Annotated in this window: 14 protein-coding genes, 1 tRNA gene and 4 pseudogenes; 12 read left to right on the top strand and 7 right to left on the bottom strand. The window is 59.3% G+C overall.

All coding sequences use genetic code 11. From position 1 onward, the window contains the following. Positions 1–694: 694 nt before the first annotated feature. Positions 695–952: a hypothetical protein gene (locus ACZIRK_RS43165; protein WP_130231836.1), complete on the top strand. Its 258-nt coding sequence runs from the start codon at positions 695–697 to the stop codon at positions 950–952. Positions 953–1,246: 294 nt separating this feature from the next. On the opposite strand, the gene ACZIRK_RS43160 is transcribed toward ACZIRK_RS43165, so the two are convergent. Then, complete coding sequence (locus ACZIRK_RS43160) at positions 1,247–1,447, bottom strand: hypothetical protein (protein WP_130231834.1); 201 nt, start codon at positions 1,445–1,447, stop codon at positions 1,247–1,249. A gap of 340 nt (positions 1,448–1,787) precedes the next feature. Between ACZIRK_RS43160 and ACZIRK_RS43155 the strand changes: the two genes are divergently transcribed. The 3 genes and pseudogenes from ACZIRK_RS43155 (at position 1,788) to ACZIRK_RS43145 (ending at position 2,912) form a co-directional block, all read left to right on the top strand. Then, a tRNA-Tyr gene (locus ACZIRK_RS43155) sits at positions 1,788–1,861 on the top strand. Between the two features lie 129 nt (positions 1,862–1,990). Further along, entirely contained in the window at positions 1,991–2,338 is a 348-nt protein-coding gene (locus ACZIRK_RS43150) for a cupredoxin domain-containing protein (RefSeq protein WP_130231832.1), read from the top strand. Between the two features lie 12 nt (positions 2,339–2,350). Further along, positions 2,351–2,912: pseudogene (locus ACZIRK_RS43145) on the top strand (FTR1 family protein). Between the two features lie 499 nt (positions 2,913–3,411). On the opposite strand, the gene ACZIRK_RS43140 reads toward ACZIRK_RS43145, so the two are convergent. After that, on the bottom strand, positions 3,412–3,651 hold the full coding sequence (locus ACZIRK_RS43140) for a hypothetical protein (RefSeq protein ID WP_456647178.1): 240 nt from the start codon (positions 3,649–3,651) through the stop codon (positions 3,412–3,414). 885 nt (positions 3,652–4,536) lie between these two features. On the opposite strand from ACZIRK_RS43140, the gene ACZIRK_RS43135 reads away from it, so the two are divergent. After that, positions 4,537–5,967: a DUF1254 domain-containing protein gene (locus tag ACZIRK_RS43135; RefSeq protein ID WP_130230039.1), complete on the top strand. Its 1,431-nt coding sequence runs from the start codon at positions 4,537–4,539 to the stop codon at positions 5,965–5,967. 310 nt (positions 5,968–6,277) lie between these two features. Here the strand turns inward: ACZIRK_RS43135 and ACZIRK_RS43130 are convergent. Continuing rightward, positions 6,278–7,876 (bottom strand): annotated as a pseudogene (locus tag ACZIRK_RS43130) (arylsulfatase). Positions 7,877–8,239: 363 nt separating this feature from the next. Next, on the bottom strand, positions 8,240–8,404 hold the full coding sequence (locus ACZIRK_RS43125) for a hypothetical protein (RefSeq protein ID WP_165435581.1): 165 nt from the start codon (positions 8,402–8,404) through the stop codon (positions 8,240–8,242). A 111-nt stretch (positions 8,405–8,515) separates the two neighbouring features. Here ACZIRK_RS43125 and ACZIRK_RS43120 point away from each other — a divergent pair, with 111 nt between their 5' ends. Together ACZIRK_RS43120 and ACZIRK_RS43115 are read left to right on the top strand one after the other, a co-directional pair. Further along, positions 8,516–9,199, top strand: a complete 684-nt coding sequence (locus ACZIRK_RS43120) for a hypothetical protein (RefSeq protein ID WP_130230041.1) — start codon at positions 8,516–8,518, stop codon at positions 9,197–9,199. 396 nt (positions 9,200–9,595) lie between these two features. After that, a complete protein-coding gene (locus tag ACZIRK_RS43115; protein ID WP_474419644.1) occupies positions 9,596–9,862 on the top strand; it encodes a hypothetical protein in 267 nt (88 codons plus the stop codon). A gap of 186 nt (positions 9,863–10,048) precedes the next feature. Here ACZIRK_RS43115 and ligD read toward each other — a convergent pair whose 3' ends face one another. Next, positions 10,049–10,969: a non-homologous end-joining DNA ligase gene (gene ligD / locus ACZIRK_RS43110; protein WP_130230045.1), complete on the bottom strand. Its 921-nt coding sequence runs from the start codon at positions 10,967–10,969 to the stop codon at positions 10,049–10,051. Positions 10,970–11,063: 94 nt separating this feature from the next. Between ligD and ACZIRK_RS43105 the strand changes: the two are divergent. Then, positions 11,064–11,274: pseudogene (locus ACZIRK_RS43105) on the top strand (DUF3606 domain-containing protein). Between the two features lie 465 nt (positions 11,275–11,739). After that, positions 11,740–12,048 carry a hypothetical protein gene (locus ACZIRK_RS43100; RefSeq protein ID WP_130230047.1) on the top strand — a complete coding sequence of 103 codons (309 nt, stop codon included), beginning with the start codon at positions 11,740–11,742 and terminating at the stop codon, positions 12,046–12,048. A gap of 197 nt (positions 12,049–12,245) precedes the next feature. Here ACZIRK_RS43100 and ACZIRK_RS43095 read toward each other — a convergent pair whose 3' ends face one another. After that, entirely contained in the window at positions 12,246–12,440 is a 195-nt protein-coding gene (locus tag ACZIRK_RS43095) for a hypothetical protein (protein ID WP_245475087.1), read from the bottom strand. Positions 12,441–12,912: 472 nt separating this feature from the next. Here ACZIRK_RS43095 and ACZIRK_RS43090 point away from each other — a divergent pair, with 472 nt between their 5' ends. From ACZIRK_RS43090 to ACZIRK_RS43080, 3 genes are all read left to right on the top strand, one after another. Beyond that, complete coding sequence (locus tag ACZIRK_RS43090; RefSeq protein WP_130230053.1) at positions 12,913–13,092, top strand: hypothetical protein; 180 nt, start codon at positions 12,913–12,915, stop codon at positions 13,090–13,092. 46 nt (positions 13,093–13,138) lie between these two features. Then, the gene (locus tag ACZIRK_RS43085; protein WP_130230055.1) at positions 13,139–13,417 is read left to right on the top strand and encodes a DUF2934 domain-containing protein; all 279 of its coding nucleotides are present in this window, start codon (positions 13,139–13,141) and stop codon (positions 13,415–13,417) included. A gap of 97 nt (positions 13,418–13,514) precedes the next feature. Continuing rightward, positions 13,515–13,694, top strand: coding sequence for a hypothetical protein (locus ACZIRK_RS43080; RefSeq protein WP_130230057.1), 180 nt, complete (start codon positions 13,515–13,517; stop codon positions 13,692–13,694). A gap of 121 nt (positions 13,695–13,815) precedes the next feature. Here ACZIRK_RS43080 and ACZIRK_RS43075 read toward each other — a convergent pair. Next, positions 13,816–14,475: pseudogene (locus tag ACZIRK_RS43075) on the bottom strand (SOS response-associated peptidase). Between the last annotated feature and the right edge of the window lie 80 nt (positions 14,476–14,555).

Raw genomic sequence — 14,555 nt, 5'->3', positions numbered from 1 at the left:
CCGCCCGAACCGTCGACGCTGTCTGCCTCGCCATCGGCCAGGTTCTGCAGCTCTTCACGCCCAAAGAATGCGCAAGCTACTTGGCAAACTCAGGATATGCACGAACCTAACTTCATCACGCTCTAGTAAAACGGCCCCAGCCATCACCGGGGCCGCCAACCTGGTTGGGCAGGTTTTCCTCTGGCCGGGGCTTTTTTCGGGGGACGATCGGCCGGAGGCGCAGAGTCGACTGTTGCGGACAGATTTCGTTCCTACTGCGCAGAGAAGGCAAAACGGGCTGACAGGTTACCGGAGCGGCTGAAGGCGCCGAGGCTTCAGCCATTCGCTCAAATGTGCCGCCGTCTCCGCCTGACGTGCTCTGCGAATAAGTCGTTCGCGTTCGCCTGGGGGACCGCCCTGAGCTTCCTTGCGGAGGCGCACGGCCTCTTCAGCCAACCGGTTTTCCAGTGTCGTTGATTGTTTAGAACGACGCCGCACTTCCATGTGTTGCTCCTTGTTTGAGTAAGCAGGAGCGCACCTGGCGTACTCATCACCGAGGTGCGTGCGGTGATGCATACGATAATCAACTAAACGGCTGTACCGTTCCCGGCCGGTTGCCAATTGTTCCCGTGCGCTTGTGTCATAATCGAATCCGGGAACTTCCCGTAGAGTGTTGGATTGCTCTTCCCTTAACAGGAAGAAGAGGAGATGCGGGATGAAACAGGTGTTGTTGATTGCTATGATGACTGCCCTCGTCACGCCTGCGTTCGCGGAAGATGTTGGTGTCGGCGTTGGTGTCGGCCCGAGTGGCGCTGGCGTGACCGTCGGTCAGGACCGCGATCACGATCGCTACCGGGAGCGAGAGCGTGAAACGGTGGTCAAGGAACACGAGCCAAGCGACCGCACCACGACTATCAACAAAGAACATGATGACGGTACGCGCAGCAAGACCATCATAAAAGAGCGCGACTAATCTACCATTGTGGGGAAGCGCGGCTGGCCTAAAGAGAAAGGCCCCGATTCACAATCGGGGCCTTTCCGCAATGTCAGGGCCTGATCGCCTATAGCTTCGAGGTCGCTGCCGAGCTGCGCGAGCGATGGAGCACCAAATCGTCGCAAACCGCCCTCACAATGTGTGCTCTATTGCCTTCTCAATGCGCCGCTGTAGGTCAACGTCGGTTTCGGTGGTGTTCTGGTCTCCGACCATAAGCTGCTCCGTGGCTGTCTAGACAAATGTCGCTACCGTCTTGAGACCTCACTGGAAACTTCATTTCGGCGTGCCCAGACTAAGAAACTCGTTCATGTCGGCGGCCTGCTCGGCTTGCCGCGCCTGCCGGAGCAGTTTCTGCCGCTCGGCGCCGGGAGGTAGGTCGCGTGCCTGCGTGCGAGCCTGGCGAGCTGAGGCGACCAGCCGCGCCTGGAGTGAAGTGGTCTGCTTGGCTCGGTTGCGCTTGCGTTTGGTTTCCATGAGCTTCCAATGCTCGGTACTGCGGCTCGGGTGAAACGCGGATGTACGAGACCCAAACTGTCGCGCCTGCTGCAAGAGTGCTCGCGCACCTTCCCGAGCGGGCGCTGAGCGGACGGCCCCGGCGTCAAATCGCAGGGGATTGCGCCGGGGCGTCGCTCCCTCTCGGCTCGCCATTGGGCAGAGGAGCGACGACCAGCGCGAGAGGTCGCTCGCTAAGACAAGCACCTCGATGCTGTGAAGTCAGTGCACTATTGTACCGTGGCGCGTGAAGCGTAGGTCGGCGAGTGCGGCAATTAGGACAATTAGGACAGTACCAATGTCCTGCCTGTACGAGCCATCAGCCGACTTAGCTCAACGGGAGAGGGCCCGCGTTGTAGGCGTGGCGGTTGCTGGTTCATCCGGCAGCCGGCTCCAATTTCGTTTCTGATGGGCCGGGGGAACTCCGGTCGGTCAGCGTGAGGGCGCCGCAAGGTGCTCTGAGGCCGCGCGCTGACGCGGTCTTGGGATCGGCTTTCAGAAAGACATTCAGCGGAAGGCAAAGAGATGTACGTTTTGACCATGACCAGGAAGCTCGCTCTCGCAGCGCTTTGCACGACGATGCTGCCGCTGTCGACAGCATCGGCCCAGCAGGCGACTGAAATTCAGATCAGCTACTCCAACGGGCAGTTTCAGCCGCGCGAGATACGGGCACCGGCGGACAAGCCGATCGTGTTCCGGATCAGGAATCTCGACGGCAAGGCGATGGAGTTCGAAAGCACCTCGCTCAGGGTGGAAAAGGTCGTCACCGCCAAGAGCCAGGGTGTGATCAACGTCCGCGCTCTCAAGGCCGGGCGCTATGAGTTCTATGATGACTTCAACGAGAAAGCGCGTGGCGCCCTGGTCGTCGAATAGGGCGCCCGACTCGTGCTCGCCGCGCTCGTCATCGTCTTCCGCGAGGTCTTCGAGGCCGGCCTGATCGTCGGCATCGTGCTCGCGGTCACGCGCGGGGTCGCGCACCGCGGTCGCTGGGTCGCCGGCGGCGTGCTGGCAGGCGCTGCGGGGGCGTGTCTCGTCGCGGCATTTGCCAGCCGCCTGTCGCAGCTGTTCGAAGGCATGGGCCAGGAGCTGTTCAATGCCGCCATCCTCGGGGTCGCCGTTGTGATGCTGACCTGGCACAATGCCTGGATGGCGCGCCACGGTCCGGAGATTGCCGTCGAGATGCGCGCGATCGGCCAGGCGGTGGCCGAGGGCAGCTTTCCTTGAGCGCGCCGGCTGGCTAGCGTCGCTCGACACCATCGTGTGGGACTCGAGTTGGCTGTTGTCCGAAGCCAGCATTCCCGGGCGCGCCTTGCACACGCTGATCGGCTATACCGATCAGCCGACGCAAATGCAGCTCTTGGTTTATCTTGTCGTGATCGCGATAACCGTTTCGCTGATGTGGCTGACCGCGCAGGTGCGCGGCGGCCACGCCGTTGCTGCGGGTTAGGGTGCTGGAGACGGAGGTCGCCTTTGCGTCAAAAGCCGTTTAGGAAGCCAGCCAGTCACTTCCGCTCTGCCCAGATATGCAGACCATTCAGAGCCCGCGCGGATTTCGCATTCGGGCCATCACCGGACTCCTTCATCGCAGCAATTGTCCTCTTCGATCACGTTGCCGGGCGCCCGACGAGCAGTGCTGGAACGAGATCAGGCGTCGCCGACGGTTATTTTCCCCCCGCGGGCTGGTCGAACACGCTCAGCACGGCAAGTGTCATGGCCTCAACACCGGTTTCAATGGTCGGCTTCGGCACCGGCGCGAATAAGGGCGAGTTGGTTGCCCGGCCATTGCAGGGCGTCGCCCTCGCGGGCCGCGGCGACGCGCTCCGGCTCATAGACGCCGGAAGAACATCGAGGGGCACGCCAGCCCGCATCTCGGCAGCCAATTCAGCCGCGGTCTTCTCTTAGACCGTACGTAACAGCGGGCATCGCTCTTCGTAACCCGCTGCCCCCTATGCCGCCACGGCAAAAAAACGGAAACCGGCTACCGCGAGCTTGTCGGGAGATACCTGAACCGGCTCGCTAACCGTCTCTGACTCTGCCAACAGAAGGCAGGTCGGACAGTTGAACAGATGCAGATTGGTTGCGGGGACAAATCTAACAAGCTCCGATCGACACCACTGCATCTCGCTGCCGCAGGTTGGGCAGCTTGGCGCTTCACGGTCTTCCAGCGAGTGCTTCAGTCTGTCCATCACAACCCTCCCCAGGTCGAGTGATGAAAGCCCCAAGCCCCAACGTTATCTGCTACCTTGTTCACGACTTTTTCCAGGCGTCTTCTAGGCATCACTCGGACTGACCGTCGGTTGTTTGGGAGGGGAACCCGCGGTCCGTGCAGCGAAAAGTGCGTAGCGCGGCGGCAATCAATTTCACAAAGGCAACACGACTCTTCTTGTTGGCGAATGCTACGGCCGCCGCTCGACGCCGTGCTTGCGCACGCGGCGGCTGACTAGCCTTTACGAACAATTAACTTCTGGTCAGGGTCTTGGCTGTGTGAAAACGCTCAGCACTTGATGCGCCATCGAACAAGTTATTCGTCCAAGAGCCTCTTAGCCCTCCAACTCGCAACGGCACTGAACTTAAAGAACGAGCTGAAGAACGTAATTCTCGTCGCGTTTCGATATTTCGCGTTTTGCACAGCCAGGGTCAAAAGCGCCGTCCGGCGGTCGGCCTACCGTTTCCGCTTTACCTCCGGAAGGTGACAGTTTGAAAGCCGCGGTGGACTTCGGATTTGGGCCAGAAGGCGACGTTTGAAAGCGAAGAAGCGGCAACGGGGCAGCGGCTCAATTTAGCCACTGATGAAGCTCTTTGATGATTTCCCGCAGATCGTCCGCGTACTCCTCTATAACCCGACGCGCCTCCTCCTCCGAGCGCGCCGGCTTGGGCGACATCGCTTCGTCTTTCGAGCTGGCCAGAGGTGAGCGCTTCATACCCTAAAGGTGGATAAGGTCTGAAGCGGACCATTGATCTAGATCAATCAATTGATCTGACCGAAATGGCTGGTCGAGGATGATCTAGAAGCAATTGCTTCACGCCAAGGACGACAAATGCCGTCCCCGGCATCCTGACAGGAGAGAGCGATGAACATAAGTCGCCGTGTTGCACTGAAAGCCGGGCTTCTTGCAGCTTGCTCCGCCCTGAGTCTGTCCCCGCTGCGGGCGGAGGACGGACCGATATTTGACATCGTGGAGGGAGCCGAGGACTTTTGGCTGGCCACGGACGCCTACATCTATGGCTATCCGCTCGTCACAGTGGAGATGACGCGCAGGGTTATTACAAACCGGCCAAAAGTAGAGGGCACACGCGGCCCGATGGGTCAGATCATCAACCTGCGCCAATACCCTAACGCATCTTTTCGTGACGTAACGGCGCCAAATGCAGACACGCTGTACAGCTCCGGTTTCTTCTACGTCGACAAAGAACCTTGGGTGCTCAGCGTTCCTGACATGAAGGGTCGATATTTCCTGCTGCCGATGCTGGACGGATGGACTACCGTCTTTGCTGTACCGGGAACGCGAACAACAGGCACCGGAGCGCAGACCTACGCAATTACCGGTCCGAACTGGAGCGGCGCCCTGCCATCAGGTGTAAAGGAATTGAAGTCTCCGACGAACATTGTTTGGCTCATCGGACGCCTCTACTGCACGGGTACACCCGAGGACTATGCTGCCGTCCATGCGTTGCAAGATCAATTGAAGATGGTCCCGCTGAGTTCTTACGGGAAGGAATACACGCCGCCCGCGGGGACGGTCGACCCGTCCATCGATATGAAGACGCCGGTGCGAGACCAGGTCAATCGAATGGACGCGGTGGAATTTTTCACGCTCCTCGCGCAATTGATGAAGGACAACCCTCCGTATGCGGCAGAAGCTCCCGAAGTCGCGCGCTTCGCCAAAATCGGGCTGGTGCCGGGCAAAGACTTTGATGCCAGCAAGCTGCGGGCGGATTTCGCTAAACGTATCCCGCAGCTCGCGTTTGATCGCATCCTTCTTCAAACGAAGGTGAACGACGCCGTGAAGCACGTCAACGGCTGGATATACGACACGAAGACTGGAATATACGGAACGGACTATCTAAACCGCGCCATAGTAACTGCTATCGGGTTAGGCGCAAACCGCACCCAAGATGCCATCTACCCGTTCTCCCAGAGGGACGCCGAGGATCACGATTACGATGGGGCTAACAAATACGTCCTGCGCTTTCCCAAAGGACAGTTGCCACCTGCGCGCGGCTTCTGGTCTGTCACGATGTATGACGCCAATTATTTCTTCGTCGCCAATCCCATCAATCGCTACTCTATCAGTCCTCGCCAAGATCTGAAGACCAACGCTGATGGCTCAACGGACCTCTACATCCAAAATCAATCGCCGGGCCCTGACAAGGAGTCGAATTGGCTTCCAGCACCAAACGGCAAGTTCAAGCTGATGCTCCGCATGTACTGGCCGGATGAAAACCCACCTTCAATCGTCGATGGTACATGGATGCCGCCAAAGGTGGAGAAGACTAGCTAACGTGATCTGATTGTGCCGGTCTTCGATTGCTCCCGCTCCAAACGATTGCAGATACCCTGCGGGGCGGGAGCATAGCGCCTTGTCGAACAGCAGCCACTCCATGACCGGTTGGGTCATGAGCGGCGGTTAAGCCTAGCGCACGTACGTCTGGTTTACCGGCGGTTGCGGTCGAACCAATTCGAGTGACTTCGGCTCGGGGCCAATACCGGTCATTACGCTGGCGCGGCTGCCTGTTCTGTATATTCGAGGGGCGCTAGTCCGCAATCGGCGCCTTTCGTCGATGGTATGGTCGATCACGCAGGCCCAACCACTACCCGCCGCTGCCCTTGACGTTTGGCATATCCAACAACGGCACCGGGTTATCCGGGCGTTGAAGCTTGGGTCTCCAGTCAGTAGAGGCTCCGCCCGGCACCCGCTTCATGCTCGGAAAGTCAACGACCGACGTGTTGAACTCCATCACGACCGGAACGATCAGCGCTGCGGCCCAGCCGTTGTCCTGTCCAGCGAACTTGCCCGGCGACTGCGTTGGCATACGTGGCGACACCGCACCGTTGAACAACATGTCGTACTTCTCGAAAGGGTCCATCGTCAGGTTGTAGACCGAGCCAGTCGCGCCGAGGTTCTGTGCCGGTCCCAGCCAGGTGTCCTTGGCGGTCCACAAATATTTCCACGCGATGTTGACGTCGGGGTTACTCGGATCACCCGCCACATCGGCGTGCGCGCCCATGAAATCTTCGCCGTCAATGTAGACCCATGATCGTCGTGCGGAATGCCTCGCCTTTCCGAGAATGTAGTCGCTGTTGTCAGTGCTGTCGAAGTAGATAGGCTTGCCGTTGTTGTCGATCCATGCACCGTGCGGCGGTGGGGTAAGGCCGACCATTTTGGCCAGCGTCGCCCAGCAATCGATATGTGACATCATCTCGTCGTACTTCGCGCCCGCCGGAATTTTTCCGGGCCACCACATTAAGCCCGGCACGCGCCACCCGGCTTCAAACGCCGTGCCCTTCTCACCACGGAATGGCGTCGTGCCAGCATCGGGATAGGCGTCCTGCCACGCACCATTGTCCGCCGTCACGATGACAATCGTGTTGGGCGCCTCCGAGCGGATCGCGTCCATAATTCGACCGATGTCGTCATTCAGTTCCAGCAACGAGTCCGAGTAGTCGCCCAGCCGTGACTTCCCAGCGAACCTCTGTGAGGCGTTGCTCGGGTTGTGCATCTTCATGAAATTGACGTCCATGAAGAATGGCTTGGCATCCTTGGCATGGCTCTTGATGTAGTCGATTGCATAGTCGGCTTGACGGACGTCGAAGTCAGCAAGGCGCTCGTAGGTGATGTATTCGCCTCTCTTGGCTGGTTGTCCCGCAACGCCTTCTCACTCGTACATGTTGACGATGTCGAAATATGCCTTTGCGAACTCTGGATTGTAGGAGGGGAACCACGGATGGAAATATTTGGAAGTGTCGGAATAGGTGTAGACGCCCGGATAGTACGCCGCGAACGCCTTCATCTCATCGAAACCGTGCTCGATGGGATAGGCCTCGGGCTTGTCCCCGAGATGCCACTTGCCAGAAAAGTAAGTTGAGAAGCCGTTCTTCTGGAAAAACTCGGCGATGGTCGGCGTCTCCCTTTTTATCGCGTTTTCTTCACCCGGGACAGCCACAATGGAGAGCGCGGAGCGGATCGGAATGCGTCCGGTAATGAACGATGCGCGACCTGCTGTGCAGCTTGCTTGACCGTACCAATTCGTGAACGTTGCGCCTTCATTGGCGATCCGGTCGATGTTTGGGGTTGGATGGCCGAGCGCCTTGCCGCCTCCTGAATAGGCGCCAAAATCGTTCCAGCCGTTGTCGTCAGTCATCAGTATGACGATGTTTGGTGGCTTCTGCTGTTGCGCTGATGCGGGCATGGTAAACGCCGCCACTGCGGCAATACTCGCCAGCAGGCTACGCGAAAATGCACGTCCTACTTTCATTGCCTTCCTCCATGTGTCGTTGCTTCTCAATCCAGTCTTGCTCGCGCAAATGTCAGGCAGGCGCCGAATGCTCCGAAGTCAAACGACTCAGCCAATCCGCGGCCCGTTTGGGCTTTCACGGGCTTGGCATCGGTGACGTAGCGTCGCGGGATAGTTGATCTGAGTCAATGCATGTCCGCCTTGGCATGTCCGCCTTTGGTCCAAAACCGGAAATACTCTGATCGAGCAGAAGGTTTCTGCCGGCACTGCGGGCAGATGACGAGGATCAGCGAACGATGACGGCTAACGCGTTAGCGCTCACTGCGGCCAATCCCTGTAGACAATGAACCCCATCATGATCATCGAGCCGACGGCGACCACCGCCGTGCAGATCAGCGGCAAGTCCTCCAGCACGGCGACAACGGCCGTTCGCGCCCTCAGAGTTTTCTTCACACGCGCGCGGCGCCAGCCTGCCACACCCATTCGGACAACTCCGTTTGGCCCCCAGCAGCGGCGGTCCGATTCTCTCAACGCGAACCGCTCGCCTGACTATAGCCTATTCGGGTGTAACCGGAGACCAAGGAGAAGGAACCGTTGCCAGCACGAAGCGGCCCGGCTATCAACCATTGCGTGCGCGAACGGGCCGCGCGGAGGTTATTCGGGGAAGCCTTGGGTGATAATTCCGAGCAACGATTTGAACTCAAGGAGATCCTCATTGTAGTACCTTTGTTCGCAAGCTCGCTGGCGATCAGTTGGGAGGTCGGTCGCTATCAGCTCAGCGGAGTTGACCTTTTCACAATTCCCGAGCACCTGCTGGTGGCCGTAGGGTATTTTCCCGTAGCGTTCTCGGTGGCAATCTTCCTCGTGCCGACCGCGATGGCAGCGCGGGCGAAGCGTGATCTGACTCGGGCACAGAAAATCATCATCACTGTGCTGCTCTGCGTGATCATTGCTGCTTCTTTCGGCTACGTACATTTTCTCGAACCAGCAAGGGCTGTTCTATTAAATGTGGTCCTCGTTCCCTACGCATTTATCGTGATAGATTCGCTCTGGCTGCGTTGGACGATGACAAGCACGACTGTGTTGCTCGCCATTTTCGGTTATTCGGTGATCGCTGCTTGGTGGCTTGCCTTTGATTTCTCTCGCAATCGCATGGCAAACGCAAACGCCGGAAGGGGCCTCTCGGAAATTGTCACGAAGGCCGAGACGTTAAGGCCTACATCATCGGCATCGGAGAACGAGGCATCTTGTTTTACAGCCCTGGCACGAGCTGGGTGAGCTTTCGCCGGTTGGACGACATCCAAAAAATCGAGTGGCAACGGGATTGGTGAGGGCGCGGGCGGACCAAAAAAGGAAGACCCCCCGGAGAGGGGCTTCTCCAGGGGGCTGATGCAACCAAAAGTTCTTCACGGATAGCAGGGGTCGTTGAAAAAGAAGCGGGGGCCTCTCCATCAACGCCCAGCATGCTGCCTCGCTGACCCGCGAGATCAATAACCTGGGTTAAAGGTCCCCAGTGAAACCAAGGGGACGAGGTGCAGGTCAGAATTGATTTTGCACGCGGTGATAGGCTGGATGCTTCAGATTCTTGACCTTGATCCAGTACGTGCAGCGGCCTCCGATGTAGGGTCGTCCGCTGAGCTTAGAGACCATGGCCTCCAGGCCCATGATGCAGGCATGACGGAACAGATCCGGGCCGATCTCGCCTTGCTCGAACGGGGCGACGAAAATGCCCTCGGGCCGGCGGGCGAGCAACCGCGCCAGATTGGTCTTGCGCATCGACAGCGGCAGCCGCCGGTAGTCGTCGCCGTCCCGGCCAGCATGTCGAAGGCGCAGAAACTGGGCTTCATGATCGTGGCGCCTCGAATGCAGCGCGTCGAAATCGGAGATGCCGTCGATCCCGAAGACGACGGTCTCGCCGTCCAGAACGAAGCTCCGTCTTGAGCCTCAGCGCGGACTCGACAATCCAGGGGAAGCGTTTGGTCCAGTCCAGGCCGGTTCGAGTGTAGGCCTTCGCCTTTCCCTTATTCAGATGGAGCTGGATCCGTCGTAGATATCGCGCCTGGGAATCCCGGCAGCAAGCGAGATTTGCCCCTGCACTGCCGCTCGTCAGGAACTTCCGGCCGTCCATCATAGATCCTCCCGCAGGCCTTTAGAGAATGGGTGCCGCACCTTGCCCGCGGCCGACTTGGCGCGGTACTCGATTTCGGCGAGAAGCTTCGGTTCAACCCAGATGCCTTTGTGCGCGATGCGCTTGCTATAGGGCTGGGTCTTGCGGATCAGCGGCTTCAATCGCTTACGTAGCTCGGTCTCCGATGCCTTATCGAAGCCATGATCGACCTTGCCTGCGTAGACCAGCGCATCGCCCTTGCGCCGGCCGAGATAGATCCCATCCCATTTTCCTTCGTCCAGGGCGAAGCCGGCGATGGTCAGCGTCTCCCGTTGTCGGCAAGTCACCTTCACCCAGTCCCCACCGCGGCCCGATGCGTAACGGCTGGCTCGCACCTTTGAGACCACGCCCTCAAGCCCGACCCTGCAGGCGTGCTGATACATTTCGCGTCCGTCGAGTTCAAAGCCTTCGCTGAATTGGATTGGTGTCCGATCTATCAGCTTCTTGAGATGTGTCTTACGTTCAACCAGCGGCAGCTTCCGAAGATCGTAGCCATTGAGGTAGAGCAGATCGAAGGCCACCATCACGATCGTGGCGGACTTGCCCTTTAGCTCGTTCTGCAGGACCGAGAAATCGGTGGTGCCGTCCGGTGACGGCACCACGACCTCGCCGTCGATGATCGCCGAGCCGGCATTGATCACATAGGCATCGGTGGCAATCTTCTTGAAGCGCTTGGTCCAGTCGTTTCCCCGCCGGGTGAATACCTTGATGTCGTCGTTGGCAATGTGAAGCTGGACGCGATAGCCATCGAACTTGATCTCGTGAATCCAGCGCGTCCCGGAAGGCACGCGCTCGACCTGCGTCGCTAAAGCCGGCTCAATAAAGCCCGGGTATGGCGCTTTGGTGCCGATCGCCGCCGGCTTCTTACGCTGAAACGCCACTCGGAAAACTCCACGCAACGAAGGCGGATTCAAGCGAGCGTAGGGCGAATCGTTCCGACGGCCCGAACCGTAAAACCGCTTCCCGCGTTGCGTCATGACAGCAAGGGAGGCCGGAATAGCAAAATCGAAGAAGCAGACGACGCGTGGCCGCAAGCAGGACCGGGCGCGGGTTGCCGGCCGGCAGCGGCACGAAGTCAGCTACGAATCCAAGAAGACCCGTAATCGGCCACCGCCGTGAAGAAGGCGGTGAAGAAGGTTGGCACAGCCGCAGGCGGGTCGAGAAGCGTCTCGCGCGCAAGAGATAGGAACGGCTCGGCCCGCATTACATTATCAGCGTCCATACCGTGCCAATCGAGCGGCCAGCCAGCCGCCGACCCCTGGGGCCTCGGCTTCATAGCCGAGGCGTCTCAGCTTCAGCCCGAATTAGCCGGAGTCGGAGGGCTAGGAACGTTAAACCGGCCGGCTGAATTGAAGTTGATGCGGGCCAATCGGCGCCAGGGAGCGAGCGCCCAGGCAGTGTAGGTCATGGGTGAGCACGGAGATATTTGCCGGACGCGAGCCGAGCAATACCGGCAACAAGCTGCGAAGACGATTTGTCCGATAGATAAGCAGCAACTGCTGCGGCTTTCCGAAGAATGGCTGAGGCTAGCACAGCGACCCTCATTCGGGGGCGACTTGGCTGCCGACGGCAGTCAGGCTATCGGGGCCGCTCTCAGGCGTCCACCGGTTCACTGAGCGCCCGCAGTCAGATGAGTGAGAAGGAAAGAACCATGAAGACGATCTATTTCGCTTCGGTTTGTGGCGCCGCCACCCTTTTGGCAGTCACCAGCTTCGCAAACGCACAAGGAACGGGCGTTACAGCAAACCGCGATCAGGGCGTCACGCCCAAGCAATGCTGGGATGTCAGCAGCAACATCATTCGCGAAAAGAACCCGACTGCCGCTGGTGCATCATCGTCGGAAAAGGCACCCGAAACGACTGTGGGCTCAACCATGCCGGGCCCAACCGGTTCTGGCGCTGGCTCAACCGGCTCCACTGGAAATGCGTCAGCACGTCCGGCGGGAATGCCGGATTGCTGACACGCCAAAGAGCTTTGCTTCGTATAGATTACAATGGCGGCCTGTTTCGTTGACCGCGAACTTCACCGCCAATCGGTCCGATGACGATGACCGGAGATCGGAATGATCCTAGTCGAGGGACCCTATTGTAGTGACTTACGCGAACAGATCGGCGCCCTCAGGCGTGATCTTCACGTAGGTGCCGCTTCGTGCATCCATCAGGTTTTGAGCTTCCGCGCGGCTTCGGCCTCTCGAGCCAATCGTTCCGCCTTTAGGCGCTCGTGGTTTGCATGGAATACCTGTTGAGCGCGTTCATACTCGGACATCGCTACTTTGGTGTCCGCTTCCTTGAAGGCCCGTCGAGCCTCACGCTGGGCTGCGGTGAGCACCTTCCGTTCGTGGATGTAGGTCACTTTCTCCACCTTTCGACGCAAACAGAGCCCGACGTTGACCTCGCCGAGGTTTTCCTCCGGCTCGGGCTGCTTTTGCCGGAGGCGCAGATTCGACTCCTGGCCGGCCTCATAGTTCCTTCTGCTTCAGAAACTGCACACCGAGGCTGTGTGCACTTTTAGACCGAAGCCAGCACTGATTGGGCGTAGGCTCGCTTCATCACCGGCCCATCCCAAGGCCATTTAGCGGTGACTGAGAGTGTTGTGCTCCCGCCTGCATTAAGGATGGAGCGCGCATGAAGCGGCGCCGTTTCAAACAAGTTTTGTCCCTTCGCGATCGCTTGGTCGAACACGCTAAGGCGGCCCGCCAGCAAGCCAAAAAACTGCCGCCCGCGAAAGAGCGTGAAAACCTCCTGCGAAGGGCGCGGCAAAGCGAAACAGCCTCGCGCATTGATGAATGGCTTAGCTCGCCCTGCGCGCGGGCGCCGCGGTAGCCATGCCGGAGTACCGGGCCTACACCGTCGGGCCGGACGGCCATATCATCGCCTTTGAACCGATGGTTTGCCCTAATGATGAAGTAGCGATCGAAAGGGCTCGGCGGCTGGTCGATAGCCACCGCGTCGAGCTGTGGAGCGGGTCGCGCCTCGTGATCCGGCTTCCCGAAGAGGCAAACTGAAAATGAACGATTTTGCCGCCGCCGTTTTAACTAGGCGGAGGCGGCCATGAGCCAGAGTACCGATCGCCGAGAGTTAGAGCGTCAACTCGCACAGGCGAAGCGGCTTGCTTCCGAGATAACCGACCAAACGACCTATCAGCGGCTCAAGGCGTTCGTCGAGGATCTGGGGGAGAGCCTGCAACGGCGCTTAGCTGCGCGGCGGTCCAAGCAAGCAACCAGGGCTCGTGCCCACGAACTCTGGGAACAGCACGGGCGGCCTACGGGCCGGGATCTAGAGTTCTGGTTACAGGCAGAGCGGGAACTTAGCGAGGATGAAAACGAGTGAGCGCGTGTCCCGAAGTGGACGCACCTAGCTAAGCGAGGGTCCTGGCCCCGTTTCTTGGAGCGCGTGCTATTGTGTCGGCTCACAGGAGGGAGACGCGATGTCGACTTCAAAGAAGCCGCTGAAGCCCGATGATTTTCCAGTGCATGCCGAAGGCAAAAAGATCACGAAGCAGGACGGCACGCCGATCGCGACCACTGAAGATTCACCTGTCGCTGATGACGTGGCCGAGCGCCTCAATGAGGACGAAGCCCGCCGCGAAGAAGATAAGTGGGCCTGATCGTCCGTCGATGGACGACGGGCGGCCGCGTGCGATCAGTCATCGATCAGCGTGCCGATCAAGTCGAGGAGCGCTCGGTGTTCTGGCCCGTTAGCTCCATCTCGAAGAAATTTACCGAACCCTATGCGGCGATCCTATCTTCCTTGTCAGGGCCTCGCAGCACTATCTCCAGAGCATCATCCGGCAGCGGCCGCTGGAGCGCCTTGGCCTCATCCCACGGCGCGCGCAGCCACACATTCGCGTTCTTCATCCGTCGTCAGGATGACCGGCATGGCCTTGTCATGGATCGGTTTGACGACAGCGTTCGCCTCGGTGGTCAGGAAGCCATAGACGAGGTGAGGGCCCGGAATCGGCTTCGACTTGTTGCCCCGGTCGCCCTTGAACTCGGTCCAGATCCCGGCAAACGCTGTGAGCGGCCGGTCATCGTTCAGCGCGAACCAGACGACATCCTTCTTCTTCGTTTCCGGGTTCGGCTCTGGCGCGTATTCGGCGAAGCTGTTGAAAGGACTAGGCACCGGTTCTCCGGCTTGAGCCAGCCGCGCCAATGCGGCGAGGACGTGTTGCGGATGTTGGTACGGGCGGGCCGCCGGTTCGCGGCGGCGGCGGCATGCCCCAACGCATCAGCACCATCTCGCGGCCGGCCGCGGCACTGCGTACCACGGGGGCCGGATAATCAGGAAAGACGCCGGGCATCGGCGGCAGGTTGCCGACGTAGCGGTTTACGACCCGGAACAGCGCGGATTGCTTCCTGGTTGGTGGTTATCGAATAGAGATTGCACATCAGATGTCCTTAGCGTTCGCCCGGCCACCATGTCGATGGCGGATCCTGCGCGCTGATCTTGTTCGGCCGCAACGCGACCA

The organism is Bradyrhizobium sp. Leo114 (assembly GCF_055229415.2).
The sequence above is the reverse complement of the archived record's forward strand: the minus strand, read 5'-3'. Positions and strand labels throughout refer to the sequence as shown.

What these genes read in the sequence shown, in the direction of transcription:
- ACZIRK_RS43165 (WP_130231836.1), top strand. Translation starts at nt 695, where the DNA reads ATGAAACAGGTGTTGTTGATTGCTATGATGACTGCCCTCGTCACGCCT.
- ACZIRK_RS43115 (WP_474419644.1), top strand. Translation starts at nt 9,596, where the DNA reads ATGACGGAACAGATCCGGGCCGATCTCGCCTTGCTCGAACGGGGCGAC.
- ACZIRK_RS43085 (WP_130230055.1), top strand. Translation starts at nt 13,139, where the DNA reads ATGAGCCAGAGTACCGATCGCCGAGAGTTAGAGCGTCAACTCGCACAG.
- ACZIRK_RS43140 (WP_456647178.1), bottom strand. Translation starts at nt 3,651, where the DNA reads ATGGACAGACTGAAGCACTCGCTGGAAGACCGTGAAGCGCCAAGCTGC.
- ACZIRK_RS43125 (WP_165435581.1), bottom strand. Translation starts at nt 8,404, where the DNA reads ATGGGTGTGGCAGGCTGGCGCCGCGCGCGTGTGAAGAAAACTCTGAGG.
- ACZIRK_RS43150 (WP_130231832.1), top strand. Translation starts at nt 1,991, where the DNA reads ATGTACGTTTTGACCATGACCAGGAAGCTCGCTCTCGCAGCGCTTTGC.
- ACZIRK_RS43090 (WP_130230053.1), top strand. Translation starts at nt 12,913, where the DNA reads ATGCCGGAGTACCGGGCCTACACCGTCGGGCCGGACGGCCATATCATC.
- ACZIRK_RS43080 (WP_130230057.1), top strand. Translation starts at nt 13,515, where the DNA reads ATGTCGACTTCAAAGAAGCCGCTGAAGCCCGATGATTTTCCAGTGCAT.
- ACZIRK_RS43100 (WP_130230047.1), top strand. Translation starts at nt 11,740, where the DNA reads ATGAAGACGATCTATTTCGCTTCGGTTTGTGGCGCCGCCACCCTTTTG.
- ACZIRK_RS43160 (WP_130231834.1), bottom strand. Translation starts at nt 1,447, where the DNA reads ATGGAAACCAAACGCAAGCGCAACCGAGCCAAGCAGACCACTTCACTC.
- ACZIRK_RS43135 (WP_130230039.1), top strand. Translation starts at nt 4,537, where the DNA reads ATGAACATAAGTCGCCGTGTTGCACTGAAAGCCGGGCTTCTTGCAGCT.